Raw genomic sequence first — 22,433 nt, forward strand, 5'->3', positions numbered from 1 at the left:
ATCGCCGCCGTCAGCGTCGTCTTGCCGTGGTCGACGTGACCGATCGTGCCGATGTTCACGTGCGGCTTGTTGCGCTCGAATTTCGCCTTGGCCATCGCGGGTGTCCTCAGTCGTGGCGGGTCTCGCGGCGGACCCTCAGGATTTGACCGCGCCCGCATAGTGCGATTTCGCGGGAGGCGCAACAGGCGCCGGCGCCTCGGGGCGAAATCGCACGCGCGAATTGCGCGCGGCGCGGCGTCATGGTCCGATGCGAAGCGCCGGTATGGCGGACCGCGAAACGCGGCAATGACGGGAGGAGCGACGAAATGACGATTCAGGGCGGATGCTATTGCGGCGCGACGCGCTATGAGGCGGCGGGCGACCCGGTGATGAAGGCGCAGTGCCATTGCCGGGAGTGCCAGTACATCTCGGGCGGCGGGCCGAACTACTTCATGATGATGCCGGAAGACGGATTCTCCTGGACGCAGGGGACGCCGGCGACGTTCACCCGCACGGATATCGAGGGCGCGCGCACCCGCGAATACTGCCCGACCTGCGGCACGCACATGACCACGCGCCTGCCGGGGCGGCCGCTGGTGGTGGTGAAGGTGGGCACGCTGGACGATCCCGCAGGGGCCTATGGCGGGCCGGATCTCGCGATCTTCACCTGCGACTCCCAGCCCTTCCACCAGGCGCCCGAGGGCAAGCCCAGCTTCGACAAGCTGCCGCCCCGCTGAGCGAGCGGGGGCCGGGCGGGCCGGGGGGGGGCGAATGCGCGCGCCTCCGCCCGTCCGGCGAATCGCCGGCCCGCAAGCGCGTTTCGAAATCGATGATGCGCCGAGACCCTCGACGCCGGGGGGGGTGGAGCGGGCGGCGGGAATCGAACCCGCACGTTCAGCTTGGAAGGCTGACAGGCTACCACTACATCACGCCCGCCTCGCGCCCGGACCTACGGCGCGGCGAGGGCTCCGTCAAGAACCCCCGCGCGCCGCGCAGGCCCCCGCCGGACCCGCGACGGGGATCAGTCGGGGTTCAGTCGGGGCCGGCCTTGCCGCCATGGGCCGCCGACCAGGCGTAGGGATCGGCCAGGAACGCGCCGACCTGATCCAGCGTCGCCCGGTCGAACTTGCGCCCCAGGTGATCGCCCGAGCGCGCCAGCGCCAGCACGTCCCGCCAGGAGGCGAGGTTGTGGAGCGTCAGCCCCTCCTTCGCCAGCCCGTCCCGCGCGCCGGGGAAAACGTCGTAGAAGAACAGCACCAGCGTGTCGGTGCACGCGGCCCCGGCCTTCCTCAGCGCCTCGGCGAAGACCAGCTTGGAGCCGCCGTCGGTGGTCAGATCCTCGACCAGCAGCACGTTGGCGCCTTCCTCGAAATAGCCCTCGATCTGGGCGCCCTTGCCGAACCCCTTGGGCTTCTTGCGCACATAGAGCATCGGCAGGCCCATGCGCTCGGCGATCCAGGCGGCGAAGGGGATGCCGGCGGTCTCGCCGCCCGCCACCGCGTCGAACTTCTCCATGCCCGCGTCGCGCATCACCCGCGCGGTGGCGAGATCCATCAGGGTCGAGCGCACCCGGGGGAAGGAGATCAGCTTGCGGCAGTCGATATAGACCGGCGAGGCGAGCCCCGAGGTGAGCTTGAAGGGCTCGTCGGCGCGGAAGTTCACCGCCTCGACCTCCAGCAGCGCGCGCGCGGTCAGCTCGGCGGCGAGTTCGGGGTCGTGGTAGGCGAAGGACATGGCGCGTCTCCGGGGCAGCGGCGCCGGGCGCGGGACCAGGGGCCGGGCCGGGCGGAGGAACGGGGCGGGGGCGGACGGGTCCGCGCCCCTCGGCGTTCCGATTAGCCGTTGAGAGGGGCGGAGGGAAGCCCGTCGGGCCTCCCTTCGGCCGGGAATGGCGCGCCCGGCCCGGTCGCGGGGCGGCGCCCGCGCCGGCGGTCGGCGGGGCGCGGAGCGTCAGCGATCGGGGTCGCCTTCGGAGCCGCCCCCGGCGTCATGGTCCGAGCCGGGGTCCGAGCCGGGGTTCGAGCGGGGCCGGGCGCCCCGGCGCGACGCGTCGTCGGAACCCGCCGAAGGGCCGCTTGCGTCCCTTGAGGAGGGCGGGAGCGAGGACGGGGATAGGGGCGGGGACGGGAATGGGGGCGCGCGCCGGCGGCCCTTCGGAGCGGCGGGCTTGCGCGGCGCGCGGCGCGGCCCGGGCCCGTCCCCCGGCCGCTTGCCGCGGCCGTCGGCGTCGGCGTCGGCGTCGCGCAGCGCGCTTTCCCGCGAGATGGCGTCGAGCTCCCATTCCATCCGCTCGGCCATGTGCAGGAGATGGCCGCGCATGGCGTTGGCGGCGTCCTCGGGATCGCCGGCGGCGATGGCCTCGATCAGCGCGCCGTGATCGGCCGCGCCCAGGGGCCGGCCCTCGTAGCGCGACCATTCGGTGCGCTCGGCGAGGTCGCGCCACTCCGGCGACTCCCGGTGGTCGTCGATGCTCTCGAACGCCGCCAGCAGCGCGGGATTGCGCGCGACGGTCGCCACGGCCCGATGCAGAGCGCCCGACCACAGCTCGGCGTCCTCGCTGTCCGAGGACGCGACCTCGCGCGCGGCCAGCCGGCGCAGCAGGCGCAGATCCCCGGGCGTGGCCCGCATGGCGGCGAGGGCGGCGATTTCGGGCTCCAGCCGCAACCGCGCCTCCAGCTGGGACATGGCGGGGCCGAGCGCCGCGGCGCGGCGCACCGAGTGGATGCCATAGGCGACACCCTGCTTGTTGAGCCAGATCAGGGCTTCGAACTCCAGCACCGCCTGCGCCCGAAGCAACGCGCGCGGCGTCACATGGAGGCGGCGGGCCAGGACCTCGGTCGGCGGCAGGCGCGCGTCGGACCGTTCGGGCGGCGCGCGCAGCACGTCGCGAAGGGCCCGAAGGGCGGTCTGGGCGCTGTCGTCCGGTTTCGGCGTGTCGTTCAATCCAGACCTCCGGCCCCGAGGGCGCAGGAGGATCCCGGCGCGGCCGCGCCCGGGATTCGCGAGCCGCGGCGCGGGGGCCTGCCGGCTCGGTCAGCCCCTGCCCGAACCGGAGCGGTTTCGCGACGGCGCGATTCGAGACTGACGTAGCGCGCAGCCTAGATCAGTTTGACAGGAAATCAATTCTCTCATGAAACTTACGCGCCCGGCCGGCGCGGCGACGGGCGCGGGCCCCGCTTCGGTCCGCTCCCCCCGGTCGGCGGACCGTCACGCGCGCCCTCGGACCCGCCCCAGCGCCCGGCGAACGGCGCCGACGGCGCGCTCGGCGGCCTGCTCGATCTCGGCCTCGGTGCTGATGAAGGCGGGGGCCAGCAACAGGTGATCGCCGCAGCGCGCGGGCGTTCCGTCGGGTTCGATCCATTCCGCGCCGGGCGACGGATAGCAGATCAGCCCGCCCGCCATGCCCTCTGCCCGCACCCGGTCGGCGAGTCCGTCCGAGGCCGGGAACGGCGCCCCCGTGTCCCGGTCGGCGACCAGCTCCACCGCCCGGAACAGGCCGCGCCCGCGGATGTCGCCGACATTGCGGTCCTCGCCCAGCAGGTCGCGCAGCGCGGCGTCGAGATGCGCGCCCAGCGGCGTCACGCGGGCCAGCAGGTCCTCGGCCTCGATGGTCTCCAGCACCGCGAGCGCCCCGGCGCAGGCGAGCGCGTGGGACATGTAGGTGTGGCCATTGGCGAGCCGGGCCGAGCCCGCCCGCATCGCCCCCGCCACCCGGCCGGAGACCAGCACCGCGGAGACCGGCATGAACCCCGCCCCCAGCCCCTTGGCGATGACGATCAGGTCGGGGGCGACGCCCTCCTGCTCGAAGGCGAAATACGTCCCGCAGCGGCCCATGCCGCACATGACCTCGTCGGCGATGAACAGGGCGCCGTCGGCGTCGCAGATCTCGCGGATGCGGGCGAAGTAGCCCGCGGGGGCCGGCGCCGCGCCCAGCGAGGCGCCCGACACCGTCTCCGCCGCGAAGGCCGCGGTGCGGCCGGGGCCGTTGGCGTCGAGCGCGGCCTGCAGGCCCGCGGCGGCGCGGGCGGCGTAGGCGGTCTCGGTCTCTCCCGCCCGGGCGAGCCGATGGGCGAAGGCGGCGGGGGCGCGGGCCACGTCCATCAGCAGCGGCGCGTAGGGCGCGCGGCGCGACGGATGCCCGCCCAGCGCCAGCGCGCCCAGGGTGTTGCCGTGATAGGCCATGTCGCGGGCGACGAAGCGGTCGCGGCCGGGCTCGCCGACCTCCAGCCAGTATTGCCGGGCGAGCTTGATCGCGGCCTCCATCGCCTCGGATCCGGAGCCCAGGAACAGCACCGCGCCGCCGCGGAAGGTTTCTGGCGCGCGGGCCAGCAGCTTTTCGGCCAGCGCCTCGGAGGGGGCGTTGGCGAAGAAGCCGGAATGGGCGTAGGCGAGCCGGCCGGCCTGGTCGCGGATGGCCTCCAGGACGCGGGGATGGTTGTGGCCGAGGCAGGACACCGCCGCCCCGCCCGAGGCGTCGAGCCAGCGCCGTCCGGAGGCGTCGGCGATCCACACGCCCTCGCCGGCCTCGGCGAGCGGCAGGGAGGCGTCGAGCACCCGGTGCATGACCGGGGAGAGGGAGGCGTTCATGGGCGGGCTCCGGGCGCGGTTGAGGGCGCGGCTACGGGCGCAGCCTGCGGCGCGTCTCCCTGCGGGTCAACGGGGCGCCGCGGCAGGGGGCGGGGCCGGAGCCGGGGTCGGGACTCGCGCCCCGAGGGCGCCTCGCCCGCCCGCCGGCCCCGTCGGAATCAGGGCTCGACGGCCTGCGAAAGCGACCACGCCATGCGCCTCGATCAGACTGCGAAGGTGAATGAGCGGAAAGCGCGCCCCGGGGGACACCGATCATCCGGCATTCCGGACCTGCATCCCCGCCATGCCCTCCCCCGTCCGACATGGCGCGCGCCCGGGCCAGCGTCCAGGCCGACGGGCGGGCCGGCGGGCGGGCGATGCGGCCCGCAGGGACGCGAGTCCCGACCCCGGCCCGCCCCCCCGGCCCCTCAACTCACCGGTTCCCCGCCGACCAGGCCCGGCACAAGGCCGCCACCGCGCAGCTCGCCAGCCGCGCCTCCGGCCCGTCGGCCCTGGAGGTCAGCACCACCGGCGCCCGCGCCCCGAGCACCACCCCCGCCGCCTCGGCATGGGCGATATAGGCCAGCTCCTTGGCGATCATGTTGCCCGCATCGAGATTCGGCGCGATCAGCGCATCCGCCCGCCCCGCCACCATCGACTTGATCCCCTTGGTCCGCGCAGCCCCCAGATCCACCGCGTTGTCCATCGCCAGCGGTCCGTCCACCAGCCCGCCGGTGATCTGCCCCCGCTCCGCCATCTTCGACAGCAGCGCCGCATCCATGCTCGACGGGATCGCCGGGTTCACCAGCTCCACCGCCGAGAGCACGCCGACCTTGGGAACCTCGATCCCGATGGCCCGCGCGCAGTCGATGGCGTTGCGCACGATGTCGGCCTTGGTCTCCAGGTCCGGCGCGATGTTGATCGCCGCGTCCGAGATCAGCAGCGGGCGCCCCAGCCCCGGCACGTCCATCACGAACACATGGGTCAGCCGGCGCCCCGCCCGCAGCCCGTGGGTCCGGTCGAGAATCGCCCGGAGCAGGTGATCGGTATGCAGGTTCCCCTTCATCAGCGCCTCGGCCCGGCCCTCGCGCACCAGGGCCACGGCGGCTTCGGCCGCATGCTCCTCGGTGTCGGCGGCCACGATCTCGTAGGCGCCGAGATCCGCGCCCAGCTCCGAGGCCGCCTCGGCGATCTTCGTCGGGTCGCCCACCAGGATCGGGCGGATCAGCCCGGCCTCCGCCGCCTCCAGCGCGCCGGCCAGCGCCGACACGCCCCCCGCCGCCGCCACCGCGATGGAGACCGAGCCCAGCGCCCGCGCCTGCGCGATAAGCCGGTCGAAATGCATATGGCGCTGCACGGTGAGGCCGGGGATCTCGGTCTCCGCGAAGCGCAGCTTCTTCAACGGCGCGCGGGCCACCGCCTCGCCGGTCAGCAGGCGGGCCCCGTCGGCGGGACGCGACACCGAGACCGCGAAGCGCACCCGGCCCTCGCCCAGTTTCTCCAGCACCTCGACCTCGGCGCGCAGCTCCTCTCCGGCGCAGGCCCGGCCCTCGAAGCGCAGGTCCAGCCGCTCCAGCGCCACACCGGGCCCCGGCAGCCGCCAGCCCAGCAGGGCCGAGATCAGCGAGGCCACCCAGAGGCTCGGCGCCTCCGCCTCCGCCACCCCGTCGCCATCCCCGTCCCGGTCGGCGAGATGCAGCGGATTGTGGTTGCCCGAGCAATGGGCGAAGGCGAAGAGGTCGTCCGCGGCGCAGAGCCGGGTCAGCCCGGCGGTCGCGCCCGGCTCGATCTCGTCATAGGTCAGGTTCTCGCGCATCGCGCCGGTCCCTCGCGTCCAGAACGCCGTCTAGCGGCGCCGCGGCGCAGACTGCCGCATCGCCGCGCGGGACGCGATGACCAAGGTCGGGCCGCGACGATTCAGGCGACCCGGCGGGCGTGGGCACGGGGTGGGGAAGCGGGCCTTCCGGTCGCCTTCGACCCTCAGCGCCGCGTCTCTCGCCCGGCCCGCCTTCGGGGCGGAGAGGCGTCAGGCCGCCTCGACGATGTCCTCCGGCGTTCCGAGGCGCCGGGCGCGCAGCCCCTCCGCCGCGTCATGACGTGTCACCATCTTCCGCAGCCAGCAGGGCGCGCAGTTCGGTCTTCAGCACCTTGCCGTAGCTGTTCTTGGGCAGCGCCTCGACCAGCCGATACGCCTTCGGGCGCTTGAACCCGGCGATACGGCCGCGGCACCAGGCGTCCAGAGCCTCGGAGGCGCAGGCCGCTCCCGGAACGGGCGCGACGAACGCCACCACCGCCTCCCCCCATTCGGGGTCGGGGCGGCCGACGACGGCGACCTCGAACACCTCCGGATGGGTCAGCAGCGCCTCCTCCACCTCGCGCGGGTAGATGTTGGTCCCGCCCGAGATGATCACGTCCTTCGAGCGGTCGGTCAGCGTCAGGAACCCGTCGGCCGAGAGCCGCCCGAGATCCCCGGTCATCAGCCAGCCGTCGCGCAGGGTCTCGGCGGTCGCCTCCGGGTTCCGCCAGTAGCCGAGCATGACGGTGGGCGCGCGCACGGCGATCTCCCCGGCCTCGCCGGGCGGCAGGGGGCGGCGGTCCGGGCCGAGGATCGCCAGTTCGGCGCAGGCCTGCGCCTGCCCCACCGAATCCCGGCGCGCCCGCCAGTCCGGATGGGTTTCGTCCGCCACCAGGTCCCGCGACAGGGCGGTGATGGTCATCGGGCTTTCGCCCTGGCCGTAGATCTGCACGAAGCGGGGGCCGAGGACGTCCAGCGCCTCGTCGATATCGGCGCCGTACATCGGGCCGCCGCCATAGACCACGGTGCGCAGGCCGGTTCCGTCCCAGCCCTGCGCCCGCGCCGCGGCGGTCAGGCGCTTGATCATCGTCGGCGCCGCGAAGAAGCACAGGTTCCCGGGGGCGCCCGCCAGCCGGATGATCTCCGCCGGATCGAAGCCGCGGCTGTCGGGGACCAGATGCGCCGCCGCCGCCCGGATATAGGCCAGCGCGTAGAGCCCCGCCCCATGGGACATCGGCGCGGCGTAGAGCGACACGTCCCCGGGCAGGATGCGGTCCACGTCGGTCCCGAAGCACAGGGTCATGTGCATCAGGTTGGCATGCGAAAGCATCACCCCCTTGGGCCGCCCCGTGGTGCCCGACGTGTAGAACAGCCAGGCCAGCGCCTCGCCCGGCAAGGCCTCGGGCGCGGGGAGGGGGGCGTCCGGGGCCAGTCCCGGCGCGATCATCGACGCGTAGTCCGGGCCGTCGACGGCGAGTTCCGGACAGGGCGCGTCGGGCACGGAGGCGCCGTCATCCGTAAGCGCCAGCGCCGCGCCGGAATGATCGAGGATCCACGCGGCCTCGGCCGGGTGCAGCTTGCAGTTGACCGGCACGGCCGCCGCGCCGATCCACCAGCAGGCGTGAAGGATCTCGAGGTATTCCGGCCGGTTGGCGAGGAAGATCGCCACGCGGTCCCCCTTGCCTACGCCGCGCGCGGCCAGCCCCGCGCCCAGCGCCGCCGCCCGCGCCGTCAGTCCGCGGTAATCCGAGAACAGCCGGTCGCCCGCATGGATCGCCGGGCGACCCGGCCAGGCCAGCGCCGACTGGCGCAGCCAGGTCGCGAGGTTCATCGGCTCAGGCCCGGTCGGCGGCCAGCACGGTGGCGTAATTGGCCACCGCCGCCCCGCCCATGTTGAACAGCAGGCCGGTCTCGGCGCCCTTGCGCTGCATGTCGCCGGCCCGCCCGGTCAACTGCCGGAAACCCAGCGCGTGCATCGACACGCCCGTCGCCCCCACCGGGTGCCCCTTGGCCTTCAGCCCGCCGGAGAGGTTCACGGGCGTCGCCCCCACCGCCATCACCACGCCCTCGGCCAGCGCGTCGCCGCCCCGACCCGCGGGGGCGAGGCCCATGGCCTCGTAGATCAGCAGCTCGGCGATGGTGAAGCAGTCATGCACCTCGGCGAAGTCGAGATCCGCCACGGTGATCCCCGCCGCCGCATAGGCCTGGGCGATGGCGCGGGCCGGGCCCTCGAATTTCAGGAAATCGCGGCGCGACATGGGCAGGAAGTCCGAGACATGCTCGGCCGCCGCCACCCGAACCCGGCGCGGCGCGTCGGCGGCCGCATCCTCGGCCTGCAGCACGATCGCCGCCGCCCCGTCGGTGATCAGCGAGCAGTCCGACAGCCGCAGCGGCGGCGCGATCAGCGGATTCTTGTCGGTCACCGTGGCGCAGGCCTCGACGCTCATCTCCCGGTGCATCTGGGCGAGCGGGTTCCTCATCGCGTTGCCGTGGTTCTTCGAGGCGATGCGCGCCATGTCCCCCAGCGGATCGCGATGCCGGTCCGCGTAGCCCTGCGCGGCCAGACCGAAGACCTGAGGGAAGCTCAGCGCGGCCTCGGCGGGGTCGTTCTGGTAGCCGGCGCCGGCCAGCGCCGCGGTCACGTCGGGCGTGGGCCGGTGGGTCATCTTCTCGGCCCCCACCACCAGCACCGTGCGCGCCCGCCCGGCCCGGATCGCGTTCATGCCCGCATGGATCGCCGCGGCGCCCGAGGCGCAGGCGTTCTCGCAGCGCGCCGCCGGGGTGAAGCGCAGGTCCGGATGCGCCTGGTGGATCAGCGAGGAGGCGAAGCCGTCCGAGGCCAGCCCCGAATTGAAATGCCCGAGAAACACCGCGTCGATCTCCGAGGGGGGGACCTGCGCCTCCTCCATCGCCTCGCGGGCGGCCTCGACGATCAGGTCTTCGAGGCTGTCGGGCAGGCGCCCGAATTTCGTGTGGCCGCTGCCGGTGATGTGGATCGCGTCGCCCATGGCGTTTCTCCCTCCGCCGCGCCCTCCCGGCGCGTTTCGGCAGCGAATGTCGCGCCTCTGGCGCGCCACCGCCATGCGTGGGACTACGTAGAGACCTACGCGTTCGTCACGGAGCCCCGATATGGCCGATCCCGAGCTCGCCGCCCTCGCCTTCCGCGCCGCGCCGCTGGCGATGATGGCGCTGGGGGACCGCCGCATCCTCGCCGCCAACGCCGCCGCCGCGCGGCTGTTCGGCTGGCCGGAGGCGGAGCTGACCGGGCGGTCGGTGCGCCTGCTCTACCCCTCCGCCGGCGACTTCCGCGCGACGGGGGAGCGCTGGCTGAGCGTCCTGCGCTCCCGCCCCGATCACGTCGACGAACGCTTCATGCAGGCCCGCGACGGAGAGGTGTTCTGGACCCGCGTGCGCGGCCGCACCCTGACGCCGGAGAACCCGTTCGAACGCTCGGTCTGGACCTTCGAGCGGCTGGAGACCGGCGGCGCAGGCGGCGGCCCCTCGACCCTCACCGCGCGGGAGCGCGAGATCGCCGCCCATGTCGTCAACGGCCGCACCAGCAAGGAGATCGCCCGCGCGCTCGCCATCTCTCACCGCACGGTGGAGGTTCACCGGGCCGCCATCCTGCGCAAGCTGGACGCCAGGAACGCCGCCGAACTGGTGACGCGGATCGTCGTCGCCGGGTAGGCCGCCCGCCCGCCGCTCCGCCTGCCGTGGACGTCACGTCCCGACTTGACCGCCCCGCGCCGCCCCCCGAGGGTGAGCGCGGAAACGGGGCCGCGCGCCCCGGCGACAGGAGGAGCCCCCGATGACCACCCCCGAGACCCCCGCCGAGACCCCCGAGACCCCGCAGGCGATCGTCGAACGCGACGGCGCGGTGATGTGGATCACCCTGTCCAACCCGGCGAAGAAAAACGCCATCAACGGCGCCATGTACAAGGGCGTGGCCGACGCGCTGGCCTCCGCCGACGCCGACCCGGCCATCGCCGTGGCCGTCATCAAGGGCGCGGGCGAGGTGTTCACGTCGGGCAACGACGTCTCCGACTTCACCGCCCGCAAGCCGGGCGAGCCGTCGCCGGCCTTCGTCTTCCTCGACGCCATCTCGACCTTCGGCAAGCCGCTGATCGCGCAGGTCGACGGGCTGGCCATCGGGGTCGGCTGCACCATGCTGCTGCATTGCGACCTGGTCTACGCCTCGGACCGGGCGCGGCTGCAGCTGCCCTTCGTCAATCTCGGGCTGGTGCCGGAGGCCGCGTCCTCGCTGCTGCTGCCCCGTCTCGCGGGCCATGCCAAGGCCGCCGAACTGATGATGTTCGGGGAGATGTTCCCGGCCTCCGAGGGCAAGGAGGTCGGCATCGTCAACGCGGTCCTGCCCGCCGAGGCGCTCGCCGCCCATGTGGCCGAGCGCGCCGCGGCGCTCGCCGCCCGTCCGCGGGCCGCGATGAAGCTGACCAAGGCCCTGCTGCGCGATCTGCCCGCCGACCGGATCAAGGCCCGCATGGCGGAGGAAGGCGCGATCTTCGCCAAGTGCATCGCCGGGCCGGAATTCCGCGAGGCCGCCACGGCGTTCCGCGAAAAGCGCGCGCCCGACTTCAGCCGGATCGCGGCGGAGAGCTGAGGGGCGGACGGCTGAGGGACGGGGGGCTGAGGGGCGGGCGCCCCGGCGCCCTTTCCCTCCGCCGCCTTTCCTTTTCTTTGCATTCCATTTCGGAACGCTCTACCCGTTGGAAAAGCCGCCCGCCCCGCGCGGGCGGCGTCCATATCGAACCGGAGGCCGGCCCCGCGTCGCGACCCCCGGCGCAAAGGGGAGAGTCATGCAGCCTCGCAACGCCTCCGTCGCCGTCGTCGGCGCCGGCAGCTTCATCGGCGCCGCCATCGCCCGGCGCTTCGCCCAAGAGGGATTCGCCGTGCATCTGGGCCGGCGCGGCGGCGACAAGCTCGCCCCCCTGATCGCCGAGATCGAGGCCGAGGGCGGCCGCGCCACCGGCCGCAGCCTGGACGCCCGCGACCCCGAGGACCTCGCCGCCTTCCTGGACGAGGCCGAAGCCATCGCCCCGCTGGAGGTCTGCATCTTCAACATCGGCGGCAATGTCAGCTTCCCGCTGACCGAGACCACCGACCGCGTGTTCCGCAAGGTCTGGGAAATGGGCTGCTTCGCCGGCTTCGTCACGGCGCGGGAGGCTGCGCGGATCATGGTCCCGCGCGAACGCGGCGCGATCTTCTTCACCGGGGCCACGGCGTCCCGGCGCGGGGGCTCGGGCTTTTCGGCCTTCGCCGCCGCGAAGTTCGGCCTGCGCGCCGTCGCCCAGTCCGCGGCGCGGGAGCTGGGGCCGAAGCATATCCACGTCGCTCACCTGGTCATCGACGCCGGCGTGGACACCGATTTCGTGCGGGAGCGCATCGCCGCCCGCGAGGGGCGGGAGGCGCTCGCCGCCCTGCCGCCGGGACGGCTGATGAACCCCGCCTCGGTCGCCGAGACCTACTGGGCCCTCTATTCCCAGTCCGAGGACGCCTGGTCCTTCGAGACCGAGATCCGTCCCTTCGCGGAGAAATGGTGACCCCCATGACACCCATCGAGTTCCTGTTCGATTTCGGCAGCCCCAACGCCTATTTCTGCCACCGCGTCATCCCCGGCCTCGCGGCGCGGGAGGGGGCGCGCTTCGACTACGTTCCGATCCTGCTCGGGGGCGTGTTCAAGGCCACCGGCAACGTCTCGCCGATGCAGGCCTTCGCCGGCGTTCCGGCCAAGCTCGCCTATTCGAGCCGCGAGATGGAGCGTTTCGCGCGCCTTCACGGCCTGACCGCGTATCGCCGCAACCCGCATTTCCCGGTCAACACGCTGGGCGTCATGCGCGGGGCCTTCGCGGCCCGCCGGACGGGCGTGTTCGAGGCCTATGTCGACGCGGTCTACGCCGCGATGTGGGAGCAGGGGCTGAAGATGGACGATCCGGACGTGGTCGTCGCGGCGCTCGACGCGGCGGGGCTGGACGGGGCCGGGCTGATGACGCTGGCCCAGACGCCGGAAGTGAAGGCCGAACTGGTCGCCAGCACCACGGCGGCGGTGGAGCGGGGCTGCTTCGGCTCCCCCACCTTCTTCGTGGGCGAGGAGATGTGGTTCGGCAAGGAGCACCTGCCCGACGTCGTCCGCTTCGCCCGCGAGGCCTGACGCCGACGGCGACGGCGACGGCCCTGACCCGGCGCCCGATCCCGGGCGGGCGGACGGGAGGGCAGGCGGGCGGACGGGCGGGCGGGCAGGCGGTGACATTCCCGCGCGTATGTCCCGCTTGCGCGACTCCCCGGGATCAAGCAGGGTTCCCCCACGATCCGCGCCCGCGGACCGACGCTCGCGCCTCGACGCAAGCAATGGCGCCCGCGGGACCGCTTATGGTCGAAACGCCCCCCAGCCGTCCCGGCCGCTTGACCGGAGGGCCGCTTGGGCTTAACAATCCTGACAACAGTCAGGTCAAGCGCGGCGCACCCAACGACGCCGCGTGATCGGGAGGATTGGGAATGTCGCTCGGGTTCGGCCTGCAAGGTCCGACCATCTCCGCCGCGCGCGCCGCCATGACGGCGCGCGCCGGCCGGCCGAGCCGCCGTTCCCCCTGCGCCTTCCGGTCCAAGCCGAATTCGACCTTCGCCGCCCCCACGCGGGCGCCCCGCCGTTCACCCTGGAAGGACCGCACATGACGATGTCGCCGCATGACGAAATGAACAACCTGACGATGTCCGAGAAGGCCAAGCCGCTTCTCGACGCCGTGGTCAAGCATATCCGTGACAATTGCGACCCGGCGCTGGAGGAATACGAGCGCCTGGGCGCCAACCGCGCCGAGCGCTGGGGTTATGGCGAAGGCCAGCTCGAGATCCTCGAGGGTCTGAAGAACAAGGCCAAGGAAGCCGGCCTGTGGAACTTCTTCCTGCCCAACGCCGAAACCGGCGAGGGCCTGTCCAACCTCGACTACGCCTTCATCGCCGCCGAGCTGGGCAAGAACCCGCTGGCCTCGCAGTCGATGAACTGCTCCGCCCCCGACACCGGCAACATGGAAGTGCTGGAGCGGGTCGGCACCCCCGAGCAGAAAGAGCAGTGGCTCAAGCCCCTGCTGGCCGGCGAGATCCGCTCGGCCTTCGCGATGACCGAGCCCGACGTCGCCTCCTCGGACGCCCGCAATGTCGGCACCCGCGCGGTGCTGGAGAACGGCGAGTGGGTGATCAACGGCGAGAAGTATTACATCTCCGGCGCCGGCGACCCGCGCTGCAAGATCATGATCACCATGGTCAAGACCTCGCCCGACGCCGAGCCGTTCCGCCAGCAGTCCCAGATCCTGGTGCCCATCGACACCCCCGGCGTCGAGATCGTCGGCCCGATGTGCGTGTTCGGCCATGACGACGCGCCCCACGGCCACATGCAGATCCGCTTCAAGGACGTCCGCGTGCCGGAGAGCAACATGCTCTGGGGCGAGGGCCGCGGCTTCGAGATCTCGCAGCTTCGCCTCGGCCCGGGCCGCATCCATCACTGCATGCGCTCGATCGGGGCCGCCGAGAAGGCGCTCGACCTGATGATCGCCCGCGGTCTGTCCCGCGAGGCCTTCGGCAAGAAGATCATCGACCTGGGCAAGAACATGGAGACCATCTCCCGTTCGCGCATCGAGATCGAGGCCTGCCGCCTGATGGTGCTCAAGGCCGCCAAGGCCATGGACGTGCTGGGCAACAAGGAGGCCCGCGTCTGGGTGTCGATGGTCAAGGCCATGGTGCCCGAGAAGGCGTGCAAGATCATCGACGACGCCATGCAGGTCCACGGCGCCACCGGCGTGTCGCAGTGGTCGCCGCTGTCGGGGATGTACACCAAGCAGCGCACCCTGCGCCTGGCCGACGGCCCGGACGAGGTGCATCACGCGGTGGTCGCGCGCGCCGAGGTCAAGGACTTCCGGAACTCCAACGACCGCCAGGCGGCGATGGCCGACGCCACCAACCGCGGCTCGCGGATGTTCGACGGGCCGTGATTTCGGCCTCCGGCGAATGAGACGACGGGGCGCCCCACCGGGCGCCCCGTTCGCGTTTCGGGCCGCGTCGGCGGGCGCCGGCGGGCCTCGGCGCCGGGAGCGCGAAAAGCGCGACGTCCTACGCAACCCTTATTGTCCTTGCGTCCTGACAACCGTCAGAGCACCATGCCCCTGCGCGAAAAGCGCCCGCCGGACGCAAGCGACAGGCGACCGGAAAGGCATGCAACGACGAATGGGAGGGCCGGCGCCTTGCGGGAACGCCGCGGCGCGCGGGCCGGAAAGGTGACGACATGACGGACGCGACCGGACCGCTCGCGGGGTATCGCGCGACCGAGATCGCCGGCGGCGTCGGCGGCGCCTGGACGGGACGGCTGCTGGCCGCGCTCGGCGCCGACGTGGCGCGGCTGGAGCCCGAAGGCGGCGACCCGCTGCGCCGACGGCGCGAGGACCCGGACGCCCCGGAAACCGAAGGCCTGCTCCACGCCTGGCTCTCGCAAGGCAAACGGTCGCTGGACGCGGCCGGGCTCGATGAGGCCGTCGCCGCTTCCGACCTGCTGATCCTGGGCGAGGACGCCCCCCGCGCGCCGATCAACGCCCGCCCGCGTCACGCCACGCTGGACCTGAGCTGGTTCGGCCCCCGCGGCCCCCGCGGGGCCTGGCGGGGCGCGGATCTCGCCGTCCAGGCGCTGACCGGCATGATCCACCCCTGCGGCCCGGAGGACGGCCCGCCCCTGCCGCTCGGCGACCTTCAGGCGGCGATGATCGGCGGGGTGGCGGCCGCCACGGCGGGGCTCGCCGCGCTCTACGCCGGGCGGACGCACAGGCTTTGCGAGGTCTCGATCCTCGAATCCTGCCTGGTGCTCTCGGATCTTCAGATCAACGACGCCCAGTCGCTCGACCGCCCCTGCCCGCGCAACGGGGTCAACCGCTTCCACCCGACCTGCCCGGTCTCGATCCACCGCTGCAAGACCGGCTGGCTGGGCGTGACCTGCATCACCGCCGCGCAATGGGCGGGCCTGTGCGAGATGCTGGAACGCCCCGACCTGGCCACCGACCCGCGCATGGCGACGATCCACACCCGGTCCGAGCATTCGGACGAGATCGAGGCCGCCATCGACGCCGTGCTTCCCGGCAGGTCCGCCGAGGACTGGGCCGCGCTGGGCCGCGAGCTGAAAGTCCCCTGCGTGGTGGTGCCCGACGCCGGCGGCCTGCTGAGCCATCCGGTCTTCGCCACGCGCGGCACGTTCGCCAGGATCGACGGGCGCGAGGACGCGACCGGCCCGGCCTCTCCCTTGCGGGTCGAGGCGCCGGGCGGGCCGGGAACGGGAACCCCGCCGCAGGGCGCCGCGGACCCTCTGGCGCCGCTCTCGGGCCTGCGGATCGCGGATTTCTCCATGGGCTGGGCGGGGCCGCTGGCCACGAGGATCCTCGCGGATCTCGGGGCCGAGGTCATCAAGATCGAGGCCGGACGCTATCCCGACTGGTGGCGCGGCACGCTGTGGGACGCGGACTCCATCGCCGCCGCGCAATACGAGACCTCGCGCCGCTTCTCCGCGGTGAACCGCAACAAGGCCAGCGTCTCCTTCGACCTGACGACGGAAGAGGGCAAGGCCCTGGCCCGGGCGCTGGTCGCGGCCTCCGACGCGGTGGTGGAGAACCACGCCGCCGGGGTCATGCCGCGGCTGGGCATGGGCTGGGAGCAGCTGAGCGCCGGGCGCGAGGATCTGGTGATGCTGTCGATGTCGGCCTTCGGGTCCGGCAACCTGTGGTCCGACACGCGGGCCTATGGCTCGACCCTTGAACAGGGCTCGGGCCTGCCGAGCTTCCGCGGCGCGCCGGACGGGCCGCCGACCATGGGCCATATCGCCTATGGCGACCCGGTCGGGGGCATTCACGGGGCGGCCTGCCTCCTGGCGGCGCTGATCCATCGCAAGCGCACGGGCCTGGGCCAGTGGATGAATGTCAGCCAGTGCGAATGCCTGCTGCCCTTCACCGCGCCGGCGGTGCTGTCGCGCTCGGTCACCGGGCGGGAGCCGCCGAGGCCCGGCATGCGTCATGCCGCGATGGCGCCGCACGGGATCTATCCGGCCGCCGGCGAGGACGCCTGGATCGCCATCGCCGCGCCCGACGACGCCGCATGGCGGGCGCTGGCGAAGGCCATCGGGCGCCCGGACCTGGCCGAGGCGCATCCCGATTTCGCCGCGCGCCGCCGGGCAACGGCGGAGATCGACGCGGCGATTGCGGCGGCCTCCGCCGGGCGGGAGGCCGAGGCGATGGCCGTCGCCCTGCAAGCCGCCGGCGTGGTCGCGGCGCCGGTTCTGAAGCCCGAGCAGGTGATCGAGGACCCGCATCTCGACGCCTGCGGGACCTATGTGGACGTGCTCCGCGCCCATGTCGCGCCGCAGCGGCAGTTCGCGCTGTCCTGGACGGTGGACGGAGCGCGGACCCGGCTGCGCGGACCCGCGCCCCTGCTGGGGGCCGACACGCAGGATGTGCTGACCCGCGTGCTGGGCCGCGATCCGGGCGACTACGATGCGCTGACCGCCAGCGGCGTCATCAGCCTGCGTCCCACCGCCCTGCGCAGCGCCGCGCCGGCCAGGACCCCCGAGCCGGCCGCCGGAGGCTGAGCCCCGCCCGAAACGCGACCGCCCGCCGCCGGGAGCTCCGGCGGCGGGCGGCGCGCAGGTCGGCGATGTCGGCTCAGCCGGCCCTGGCCAGCGGGTTGAATCGCCGGTTCAGCTTGCGCATCCCGCCCAGCCAGCGGTCGTAATCCGCGGTCTTGCGGCGCATGTATTCCAGCACCTCCGGATGCGGGAGCACGAGGAACGTCTCCGCCTCGATCGCCTTGAGGCAGGCCTCCGCCACCGGCTCGGGCTCGATCAGACCGTTGACCGCGGCGACCCCGTCCTCCTTGCCCTTGATCATGTTGGTGTTCACCGCCTGCGGGCACAGGACCGAGACCTTGATCCCCTGATCCCCATAGGTCAGCGAGATCCATTCCGCGAAGGCCACCGCGGCATGTTTGGTCACGGCGTAGGGGGCCGAGCCGACCTGGCTCAGCAGACCCGCCGCCGAGGCGGTGTTGAGGAAATAGCCCCCGCCCCGCGCGATCATCCGCGGCGCCAGGTGACGCGCGGCCCAAATATGGGCCATCACGTTGATCTCCCAGATCTTCTGCCAGGCGGCATCCTCCACTTCCGGGCCGCCGCGCATGGAGATGCCGGCATTGCAGCAATAGAGGTCGATGGGGCCGATCTCGGTCTCCACCTTCTCGATCAGGGCGCCGGTCGCGGCCTCGTCGGCCACGTCGAGCCGCAGGCCCACGCCCCCGACCTCGGCCGCGGTCTGCTTCGCGCCCAGCTCGTCGAGATCCACGCAGACGACGGTTTTCGCCCCCGCCTGCGCGAAACGCTGCGCCAGCGCCCGCCCGATGCCTCCGGCCGCGCCGGTGACCACGACGATCCTGTCTTTCACGTCCATGACGGTCTCCTCCCGTGTCGCGGGGCCTTCAGGCCCACATGTTGGTGCCGCCGCAGACGGTCAGCGCCTGCCCGGTCATGTATTTGCTGGCGTCCGAGGCGAGGAACACCGCCACGCCGCCGAAATCGTCCGCCTGGCCCAGCCGGCGCAGGGGGATCTGGGAATTGGCGCGGGCCTCGGCCTCCGGGTTGTCCCACAGGGCCTTGGCGAAGTCGGTGCGGATCAGGCCCGGACAGATGGCGTTGGCGCGCACGCCCTGCGGCCCGAATTCATCCGCCAGGTTCCGCACCAGCCCGATCAGCGCCAGCTTGGAGATGCCGTAGAGCCCCAGCGTCGAGGACGGCTTGAACGCCCCCACGGAGGAGGTGAACATCATCGAGCCCCCCCCGCGCGCGATCATGTCGCCCACCACCAGCCGCGCCAGCCACAGGTTGGACTGCACGTTGGTGGCCATGGTCTTCTCATAGGCCACGTCGGGGATCTCGGAGATCTTGCCGTAGTGGATGTTCACCCCGGCGTTGCCGACCACGATGTCCACCGGGCCGGAAAGCTCCCGCGTCTTCGCGACCAGCGCCTCAAGCTCCGCGTGCCGGCCGGCGTTCGCGGCCACCGCATGAACCCGGTCGGCGCCGATATCGGCGTTGATCTCGGCCGCCGCGGCGTCGAGCTGGTCCTGCTTGCGCGAGCTGATCACCACCGTCGCGCCATGGGCGGCGAGCGCGTGCGCCATCGCCCGGCCCATGCCCTTGGAGGCGCCGGTCAGCAGCGCGGTCTTGCCGGTGAGATCGAAAAGGGTCGTGTCGACCATGAGCATTCCTCCCATATGGCCCGCGACCCGCCGCGTTTCGCGGTCGCTCCCCGTGCGGCGGGGAGGGGTCGTCGGGGAGCCGGGAGGGGACGGCGCGCCCCCTCCCCGTGTCTTCAGGCGATCACTTGCCGCCGGTCTTCAGCCCGCCGAGGTCGAGATCCACGAAGCGCCCGCCCTCGGCGGCCAGCTTCTTCAGGGTCTCGGCCGGGGCGAAATCGGGATCGTCGGCGCCCAGCTTCTCCATCCGGGCCAGCACCGCCTTGGGGCCGACCATGTCGCCGTACCAGATCGGGCCGCCCTTGTCGGAGGGCCAGCCGTAGCCCGACAGCCAGATCACATCGATGTCGGACGGCCGCTGGGCCTTGTTGTCCTCCAGGATCTTCACCGCCTCGTTGATCATCGGGAAGATGCAGGTCTCGGTGATCTCGTCGCGGGACATGGAGGACGGCTCGGCCCCGGTGACCTCGGCGATCACCTTGGCGGTGACGTCGGAGGGGCTGCCCTTGCGGGCCTCGTCATAGTCGTAATAGCCGGCGCCGGTCTTCTGCCCGCGGCGGTCCATCTCGCACAGCGCGTCGCGGATCGGGTTGGCGGTGGTCGCGCCCTTGGACCAGCCGATATCGAGCCCCGCGAGGTCCGACATCTGGTAGGGCCCCATCTTGAACCCGAACGCGTTCAGCGCCGCGTCCACGTCCCAGGGCATGACGCCCTTCCAGACCAGCTTGTTGGCCTGCACCTGGCGGGCGCGCAGGATGCGGTTGCCCACGAAGCCGGGGCAGACGCCGACCAGGGCGGCGACCTTGTTGATCTTCTTCGCCAGTTCCATGGACGTGGCCACGACCTCGTCCGAGGTCTCGTCCGCGCGCACGATCTCCAGCAGTTTCATGACGTTGGCGGGGGAGAAGAAGTGCAGCCCGATGACGTCGCCGGGGCGCGAGGTGACGGCCGCGATGGCGTCGATGTCCAGGCCCGACGTGTTGGTGGCCAGGATCGCGCCGGGTTTGCAGATCCGGTCGAGGTCCTTGAAGATGGTCTTCTTCAGTTCGAGATCCTCGAACACCGCCTCGATCACCAGATCCACCTCGCCCAGCGCCTCGAGCCCGAGCGCCCCGGTGAAGCGGTCCATGCGGGCGTCGACCTCCTCGGGCGGGAAACGGCCGCGATCGGCGGAGCGCTGGTAGTTGGTCCGCACCACCTTGAGGCCGCGGTCCAGCGCCTCCTGCTTCTGCTCGACGATGGTGACGGGGATGCCGGCGGTGGCGAAGTTCATGGCGATGCCGCCGCCCATGGTGCCCGCCCCGATGATCCCGACCGAGCGGATCGGGCGCAGGGACTGGTCATCGGCCAGGCCGGGGGCCACCCAGGCCATGCGGCCGGCCTCGGCGATATAGGCGGCGGTTTGTTCTGCGCTGGCGGTCATCGAACCTCTCCGAATGTCGCGTGGCCCGGGCGGGGCGCGGAGGTGGATCCTCCTTCGGCTCCCGTCGCGGGCTCCTCCCGTACTGACAGTTGTCAGCCCTACGTCAAGCACAGGTCACGGGCAAGACGCTTGCGCGGATCGGAGGCGAGCGGCGCGAGCGGCGAGGCCCCCGGCGCGAGCGATTGACGCAACCGGCGGGCGTGGCTACCGTCCGTCCTGACATTCGTCAGCACGACGAGCGTCAGCACGACGTCCGCAAGCCCGGCGCGCCTCAGACGCCGGCGGCGGGTCGCGGTCCGGTCCGGGCCGCAAGGGAGGAACGACCGATGACCATGACCGCCGCGGCGCCGCGCCGCCGGGGAGGGGCCGCATGAGCGGTTCGCCCTACGCCATCACCGACACGCCCGTGGTGATCGAGCCGCTGCCCGTCCACCGCTTCGACGAGGCCGCGCTGCAGGCCTGGCTGGACCCGCGCCTGCCGGACGGCGCCGCGGGGCTGGAGGTGCGCCAGTTCCAGGGCGGGATGTCGAACCCCACCTTCCTGCTGACCCTGCCGGACGGGACGCGCTATGTGCTGCGCAAGAAACCCCCCGGAAAGCTGCTGCCCCGCGCCCATGCGGTGGACCGCGAATACCGGGTGATGGACGCCCTGCGCGACACGCCGGTCCCGGCGCCGCGCATGGTCGCCTATTGCGACGATCCGGACGTGATCGGCGCCGAGTTCTACGTCATGGCGCATCTTGCGGGCCGCATCATCCCGCCCCCCGCCATGGACCCGGTGGCCCGCGCCGACCGCCCGGCGCTGGCCCACGCGCTGATCGACACGCTGGCCGACCTGCATGGGGTGGATCAGACGGCCGTGGGGCTGGCGGATTTCGGCCGGCCCGAAGGCTATCTCGGCCGCCAGACCGCCCGCTGGGCCACGCAATACGAAGGCGCCAAGTCCGCCCTGCCCGCGGATTTCGACTACGCCCGCTTCGACTGGCTGCGCGACTGGCTGATGGAGCGCGCGCCCGCCGCGGCGGACGAGACCTCGATCGTCCACGGCGATTTCCGGCTGGGCAACATGGTGGTCCACCCGACCGAGCCGCGGATCATCGGCGTGCTGGACTGGGAGCTGGCGACGCTGGGCCATCCGCTGGCCGACCTCGCCTATCTGTGCCTGCCCTGGCGCACGCCGAAGGACCTGCCCGGCGGGGCCGACATGGCGGCGGCGGGCCTGCCCTCGGAGGCGGAGATGGTGGCCCGCTACTGCGCGCGGTCCGGCCGCGCGGGCATTCCGGAATGGCCGCTGTTCCTCGCCTTCGCCTGCTTCCGCTCGGCCGCGATCATCCAGGGCGTGGCGGCGCGGGCGGCGATGGGCAACGTGTCCTCGGCCTCGGCCGACCCGGTGGCGTTCGGCTATCGCGCGCGGCGCATCGCCGAATGCGGCGCCGCGATCGCGCAGGAATTCGACGCCGGCTAAGAACCCGGGAGACGGCGCGCGCCGGGGCGGGGGCGCGCGCCGTCCGTCAGCCGTCCTCGCCCGCGCTTTCGGCCAGCCGGGCCACCATCGCGGCGACGCCCGCGGCGACGACGTCGAGCATCACCTCGTCCTCCACGTCGCGGGTCAGCCAGTCCCGCATCGGGCCGAAGGCGGTCATGAAGATGATCATGTTGGCCATGACCTCGGTGCGCGGATCGCGCTCGGGCAGGCCCACGCGCTCCGCCAGCTCCCCCGACAGGTCCGCGAGCAGCGCCTTGTCGCGCACCCGCATGGCGCGGCGGTCCTCCTCCAACATGTGGGGGACCGAGCGGTAGACCAGCAGCGTGCCCTTGCGCTTCTTCTCCCACGCCTCGCGCAGGTAGCGGCGCAGCACCTCCTCGAACCCGGCCTCGGGCGCGGCGCGCAGCATCTCGGGCAGGGTCGGCACGTCGGGGTTGAACCACAGCTGGTTCAGCAGCCGGCGCAGGATATCGTTCTTGTTGGCGATGTAGTCGTAGATGCTGGCCTGGTTGACCCCGGACTTCGCGCAGATGTCGCGAATCGTGGTCGAGGCGAAGCCCTTCTCAAGGAACAGCTCCAGCGCCGCCTGGCAGATCTGCTCCCGCCGTCGGTGGATGAGGGATTCGTTCTGCACGACCGTCAGCTCGGCTTCCGACAGCGTCGCCGCCGCCGGATCGGGTGTCTCGCCGTCGCCCTGTCCCCTGGCCAATGATCCGCTCCCCTTGTCTGCATCGCCGCGCCCGGCATGACGCCCGACACGCCCGCGGCCGGTTGACCGATCCGCGAGCCGCCCCTACGGTATCCCAAATCCTGACGAATGTCAGCCCGCGTATCATCCGGCGCAAGTCCGGAACCGCGCGAGGATCTCTTGGGAGGAGAAGCGCCATGCATGCGCCCTGTGT

General features: G+C 72.5%; 19 protein-coding genes and 1 tRNA gene. 8 read left to right on the forward strand and 12 right to left on the reverse strand.

Annotation, left to right across the window (positions count from 1 at the left end):
* Positions 1-95: GTP-binding protein (locus tag BLV24_RS22655; protein ID WP_018590913.1), on the reverse strand; the 95-nt coding region annotated here is incomplete at its 3' end.
* A 210-nt stretch (positions 96-305) separates the two neighbouring features.
* Between BLV24_RS22655 and BLV24_RS17055 the strand changes: the two genes are divergently transcribed.
* A complete protein-coding gene (locus tag BLV24_RS17055; RefSeq protein WP_092684040.1) occupies positions 306-716 on the forward strand; it encodes a GFA family protein in 411 nt (136 codons plus the stop codon).
* A 125-nt stretch (positions 717-841) separates the two neighbouring features.
* On the opposite strand, the gene BLV24_RS17060 is transcribed toward BLV24_RS17055, so the two are convergent.
* The 7 genes from BLV24_RS17060 to BLV24_RS17090 form a co-directional block, all read right to left on the reverse strand.
* Positions 842-915 (reverse strand) — tRNA-Gly (locus BLV24_RS17060).
* Positions 916-1,011: 96 nt separating this feature from the next.
* Positions 1,012-1,713, reverse strand: coding sequence for an orotate phosphoribosyltransferase (locus BLV24_RS17065; protein ID WP_092684042.1), 702 nt, complete (start codon positions 1,711-1,713; stop codon positions 1,012-1,014).
* 216 nt (positions 1,714-1,929) lie between these two features.
* Entirely contained in the window at positions 1,930-2,922 is a 993-nt protein-coding gene (locus BLV24_RS17070; RefSeq protein WP_092684044.1) for a FadR/GntR family transcriptional regulator, read from the reverse strand.
* Between the two features lie 264 nt (positions 2,923-3,186).
* The gene (locus tag BLV24_RS17075; protein WP_092684046.1) at positions 3,187-4,566 is read right to left on the reverse strand and encodes an aspartate aminotransferase family protein; all 1,380 of its coding nucleotides are present in this window, start codon (positions 4,564-4,566) and stop codon (positions 3,187-3,189) included.
* Between the two features lie 412 nt (positions 4,567-4,978).
* A complete protein-coding gene (locus BLV24_RS17080; RefSeq protein ID WP_092684048.1) occupies positions 4,979-6,361 on the reverse strand; it encodes a bifunctional enoyl-CoA hydratase/phosphate acetyltransferase in 1,383 nt (460 codons plus the stop codon).
* 274 nt (positions 6,362-6,635) lie between these two features.
* Positions 6,636-8,171 (reverse strand): class I adenylate-forming enzyme family protein, encoded by a 1,536-nt coding sequence (locus tag BLV24_RS17085; RefSeq protein ID WP_092684050.1) that lies wholly within the window; start codon positions 8,169-8,171, stop codon positions 6,636-6,638.
* Positions 8,172-8,175: 4 nt separating this feature from the next.
* Complete coding sequence (locus BLV24_RS17090) at positions 8,176-9,348, reverse strand: thiolase domain-containing protein (RefSeq protein WP_092684052.1); 1,173 nt, start codon at positions 9,346-9,348, stop codon at positions 8,176-8,178.
* A gap of 121 nt (positions 9,349-9,469) precedes the next feature.
* Here BLV24_RS17090 and BLV24_RS17095 point away from each other — a divergent pair, with 121 nt between their 5' ends.
* From BLV24_RS17095 to BLV24_RS17120, 6 genes are all read left to right on the forward strand, one after another.
* Complete coding sequence (locus BLV24_RS17095) at positions 9,470-10,027, forward strand: LuxR family transcriptional regulator (RefSeq protein ID WP_092684054.1); 558 nt, start codon at positions 9,470-9,472, stop codon at positions 10,025-10,027.
* A gap of 121 nt (positions 10,028-10,148) precedes the next feature.
* Positions 10,149-10,958, forward strand: a complete 810-nt coding sequence (locus BLV24_RS17100) for an enoyl-CoA hydratase (protein ID WP_092684055.1) — start codon at positions 10,149-10,151, stop codon at positions 10,956-10,958.
* A gap of 196 nt (positions 10,959-11,154) precedes the next feature.
* The gene (locus BLV24_RS17105) at positions 11,155-11,898 is read left to right on the forward strand and encodes an SDR family NAD(P)-dependent oxidoreductase (protein WP_092684057.1); all 744 of its coding nucleotides are present in this window, start codon (positions 11,155-11,157) and stop codon (positions 11,896-11,898) included.
* Positions 11,899-11,903: 5 nt separating this feature from the next.
* Complete coding sequence (locus tag BLV24_RS17110) at positions 11,904-12,506, forward strand: 2-hydroxychromene-2-carboxylate isomerase (RefSeq protein WP_092684309.1); 603 nt, start codon at positions 11,904-11,906, stop codon at positions 12,504-12,506.
* 541 nt (positions 12,507-13,047) lie between these two features.
* Complete coding sequence (locus BLV24_RS17115) at positions 13,048-14,337, forward strand: acyl-CoA dehydrogenase family protein (protein ID WP_092684311.1); 1,290 nt, start codon at positions 13,048-13,050, stop codon at positions 14,335-14,337.
* A 290-nt stretch (positions 14,338-14,627) separates the two neighbouring features.
* Positions 14,628-16,964 carry a CaiB/BaiF CoA-transferase family protein gene (locus BLV24_RS17120; RefSeq protein ID WP_092684059.1) on the forward strand — a complete coding sequence of 779 codons (2,337 nt, stop codon included), beginning with the start codon at positions 14,628-14,630 and terminating at the stop codon, positions 16,962-16,964.
* A 73-nt stretch (positions 16,965-17,037) separates the two neighbouring features.
* On the opposite strand, the gene BLV24_RS17125 is transcribed toward BLV24_RS17120, so the two are convergent.
* From BLV24_RS17125 to BLV24_RS17135, 3 genes are all read right to left on the reverse strand, one after another.
* Positions 17,038-17,817, reverse strand: coding sequence for an SDR family oxidoreductase (locus BLV24_RS17125; RefSeq protein WP_092684061.1), 780 nt, complete (start codon positions 17,815-17,817; stop codon positions 17,038-17,040).
* Positions 17,818-17,845: 28 nt separating this feature from the next.
* Entirely contained in the window at positions 17,846-18,625 is a 780-nt protein-coding gene (locus BLV24_RS17130; protein WP_092684063.1) for an SDR family NAD(P)-dependent oxidoreductase, read from the reverse strand.
* 121 nt (positions 18,626-18,746) lie between these two features.
* Entirely contained in the window at positions 18,747-20,045 is a 1,299-nt protein-coding gene (locus tag BLV24_RS17135; RefSeq protein ID WP_092684065.1) for a 3-hydroxyacyl-CoA dehydrogenase, read from the reverse strand.
* A gap of 370 nt (positions 20,046-20,415) precedes the next feature.
* Here BLV24_RS17135 and BLV24_RS17140 point away from each other — a divergent pair, with 370 nt between their 5' ends.
* Positions 20,416-21,510: a phosphotransferase family protein gene (locus tag BLV24_RS17140; RefSeq protein WP_092684067.1), complete on the forward strand. Its 1,095-nt coding sequence runs from the start codon at positions 20,416-20,418 to the stop codon at positions 21,508-21,510.
* Between the two features lie 46 nt (positions 21,511-21,556).
* On the opposite strand, the gene BLV24_RS17145 is transcribed toward BLV24_RS17140, so the two are convergent.
* Positions 21,557-22,240, reverse strand: a complete 684-nt coding sequence (locus tag BLV24_RS17145) for a TetR/AcrR family transcriptional regulator (protein WP_092684069.1) — start codon at positions 22,238-22,240, stop codon at positions 21,557-21,559.
* Positions 22,241-22,433: the final 193 nt, after the last annotated feature.

The sequence above is a fragment of the Albimonas donghaensis genome (assembly GCF_900106695.1).
Lineage (GTDB): Bacteria > Pseudomonadota > Alphaproteobacteria > Rhodobacterales > Rhodobacteraceae > Albimonas > Albimonas donghaensis.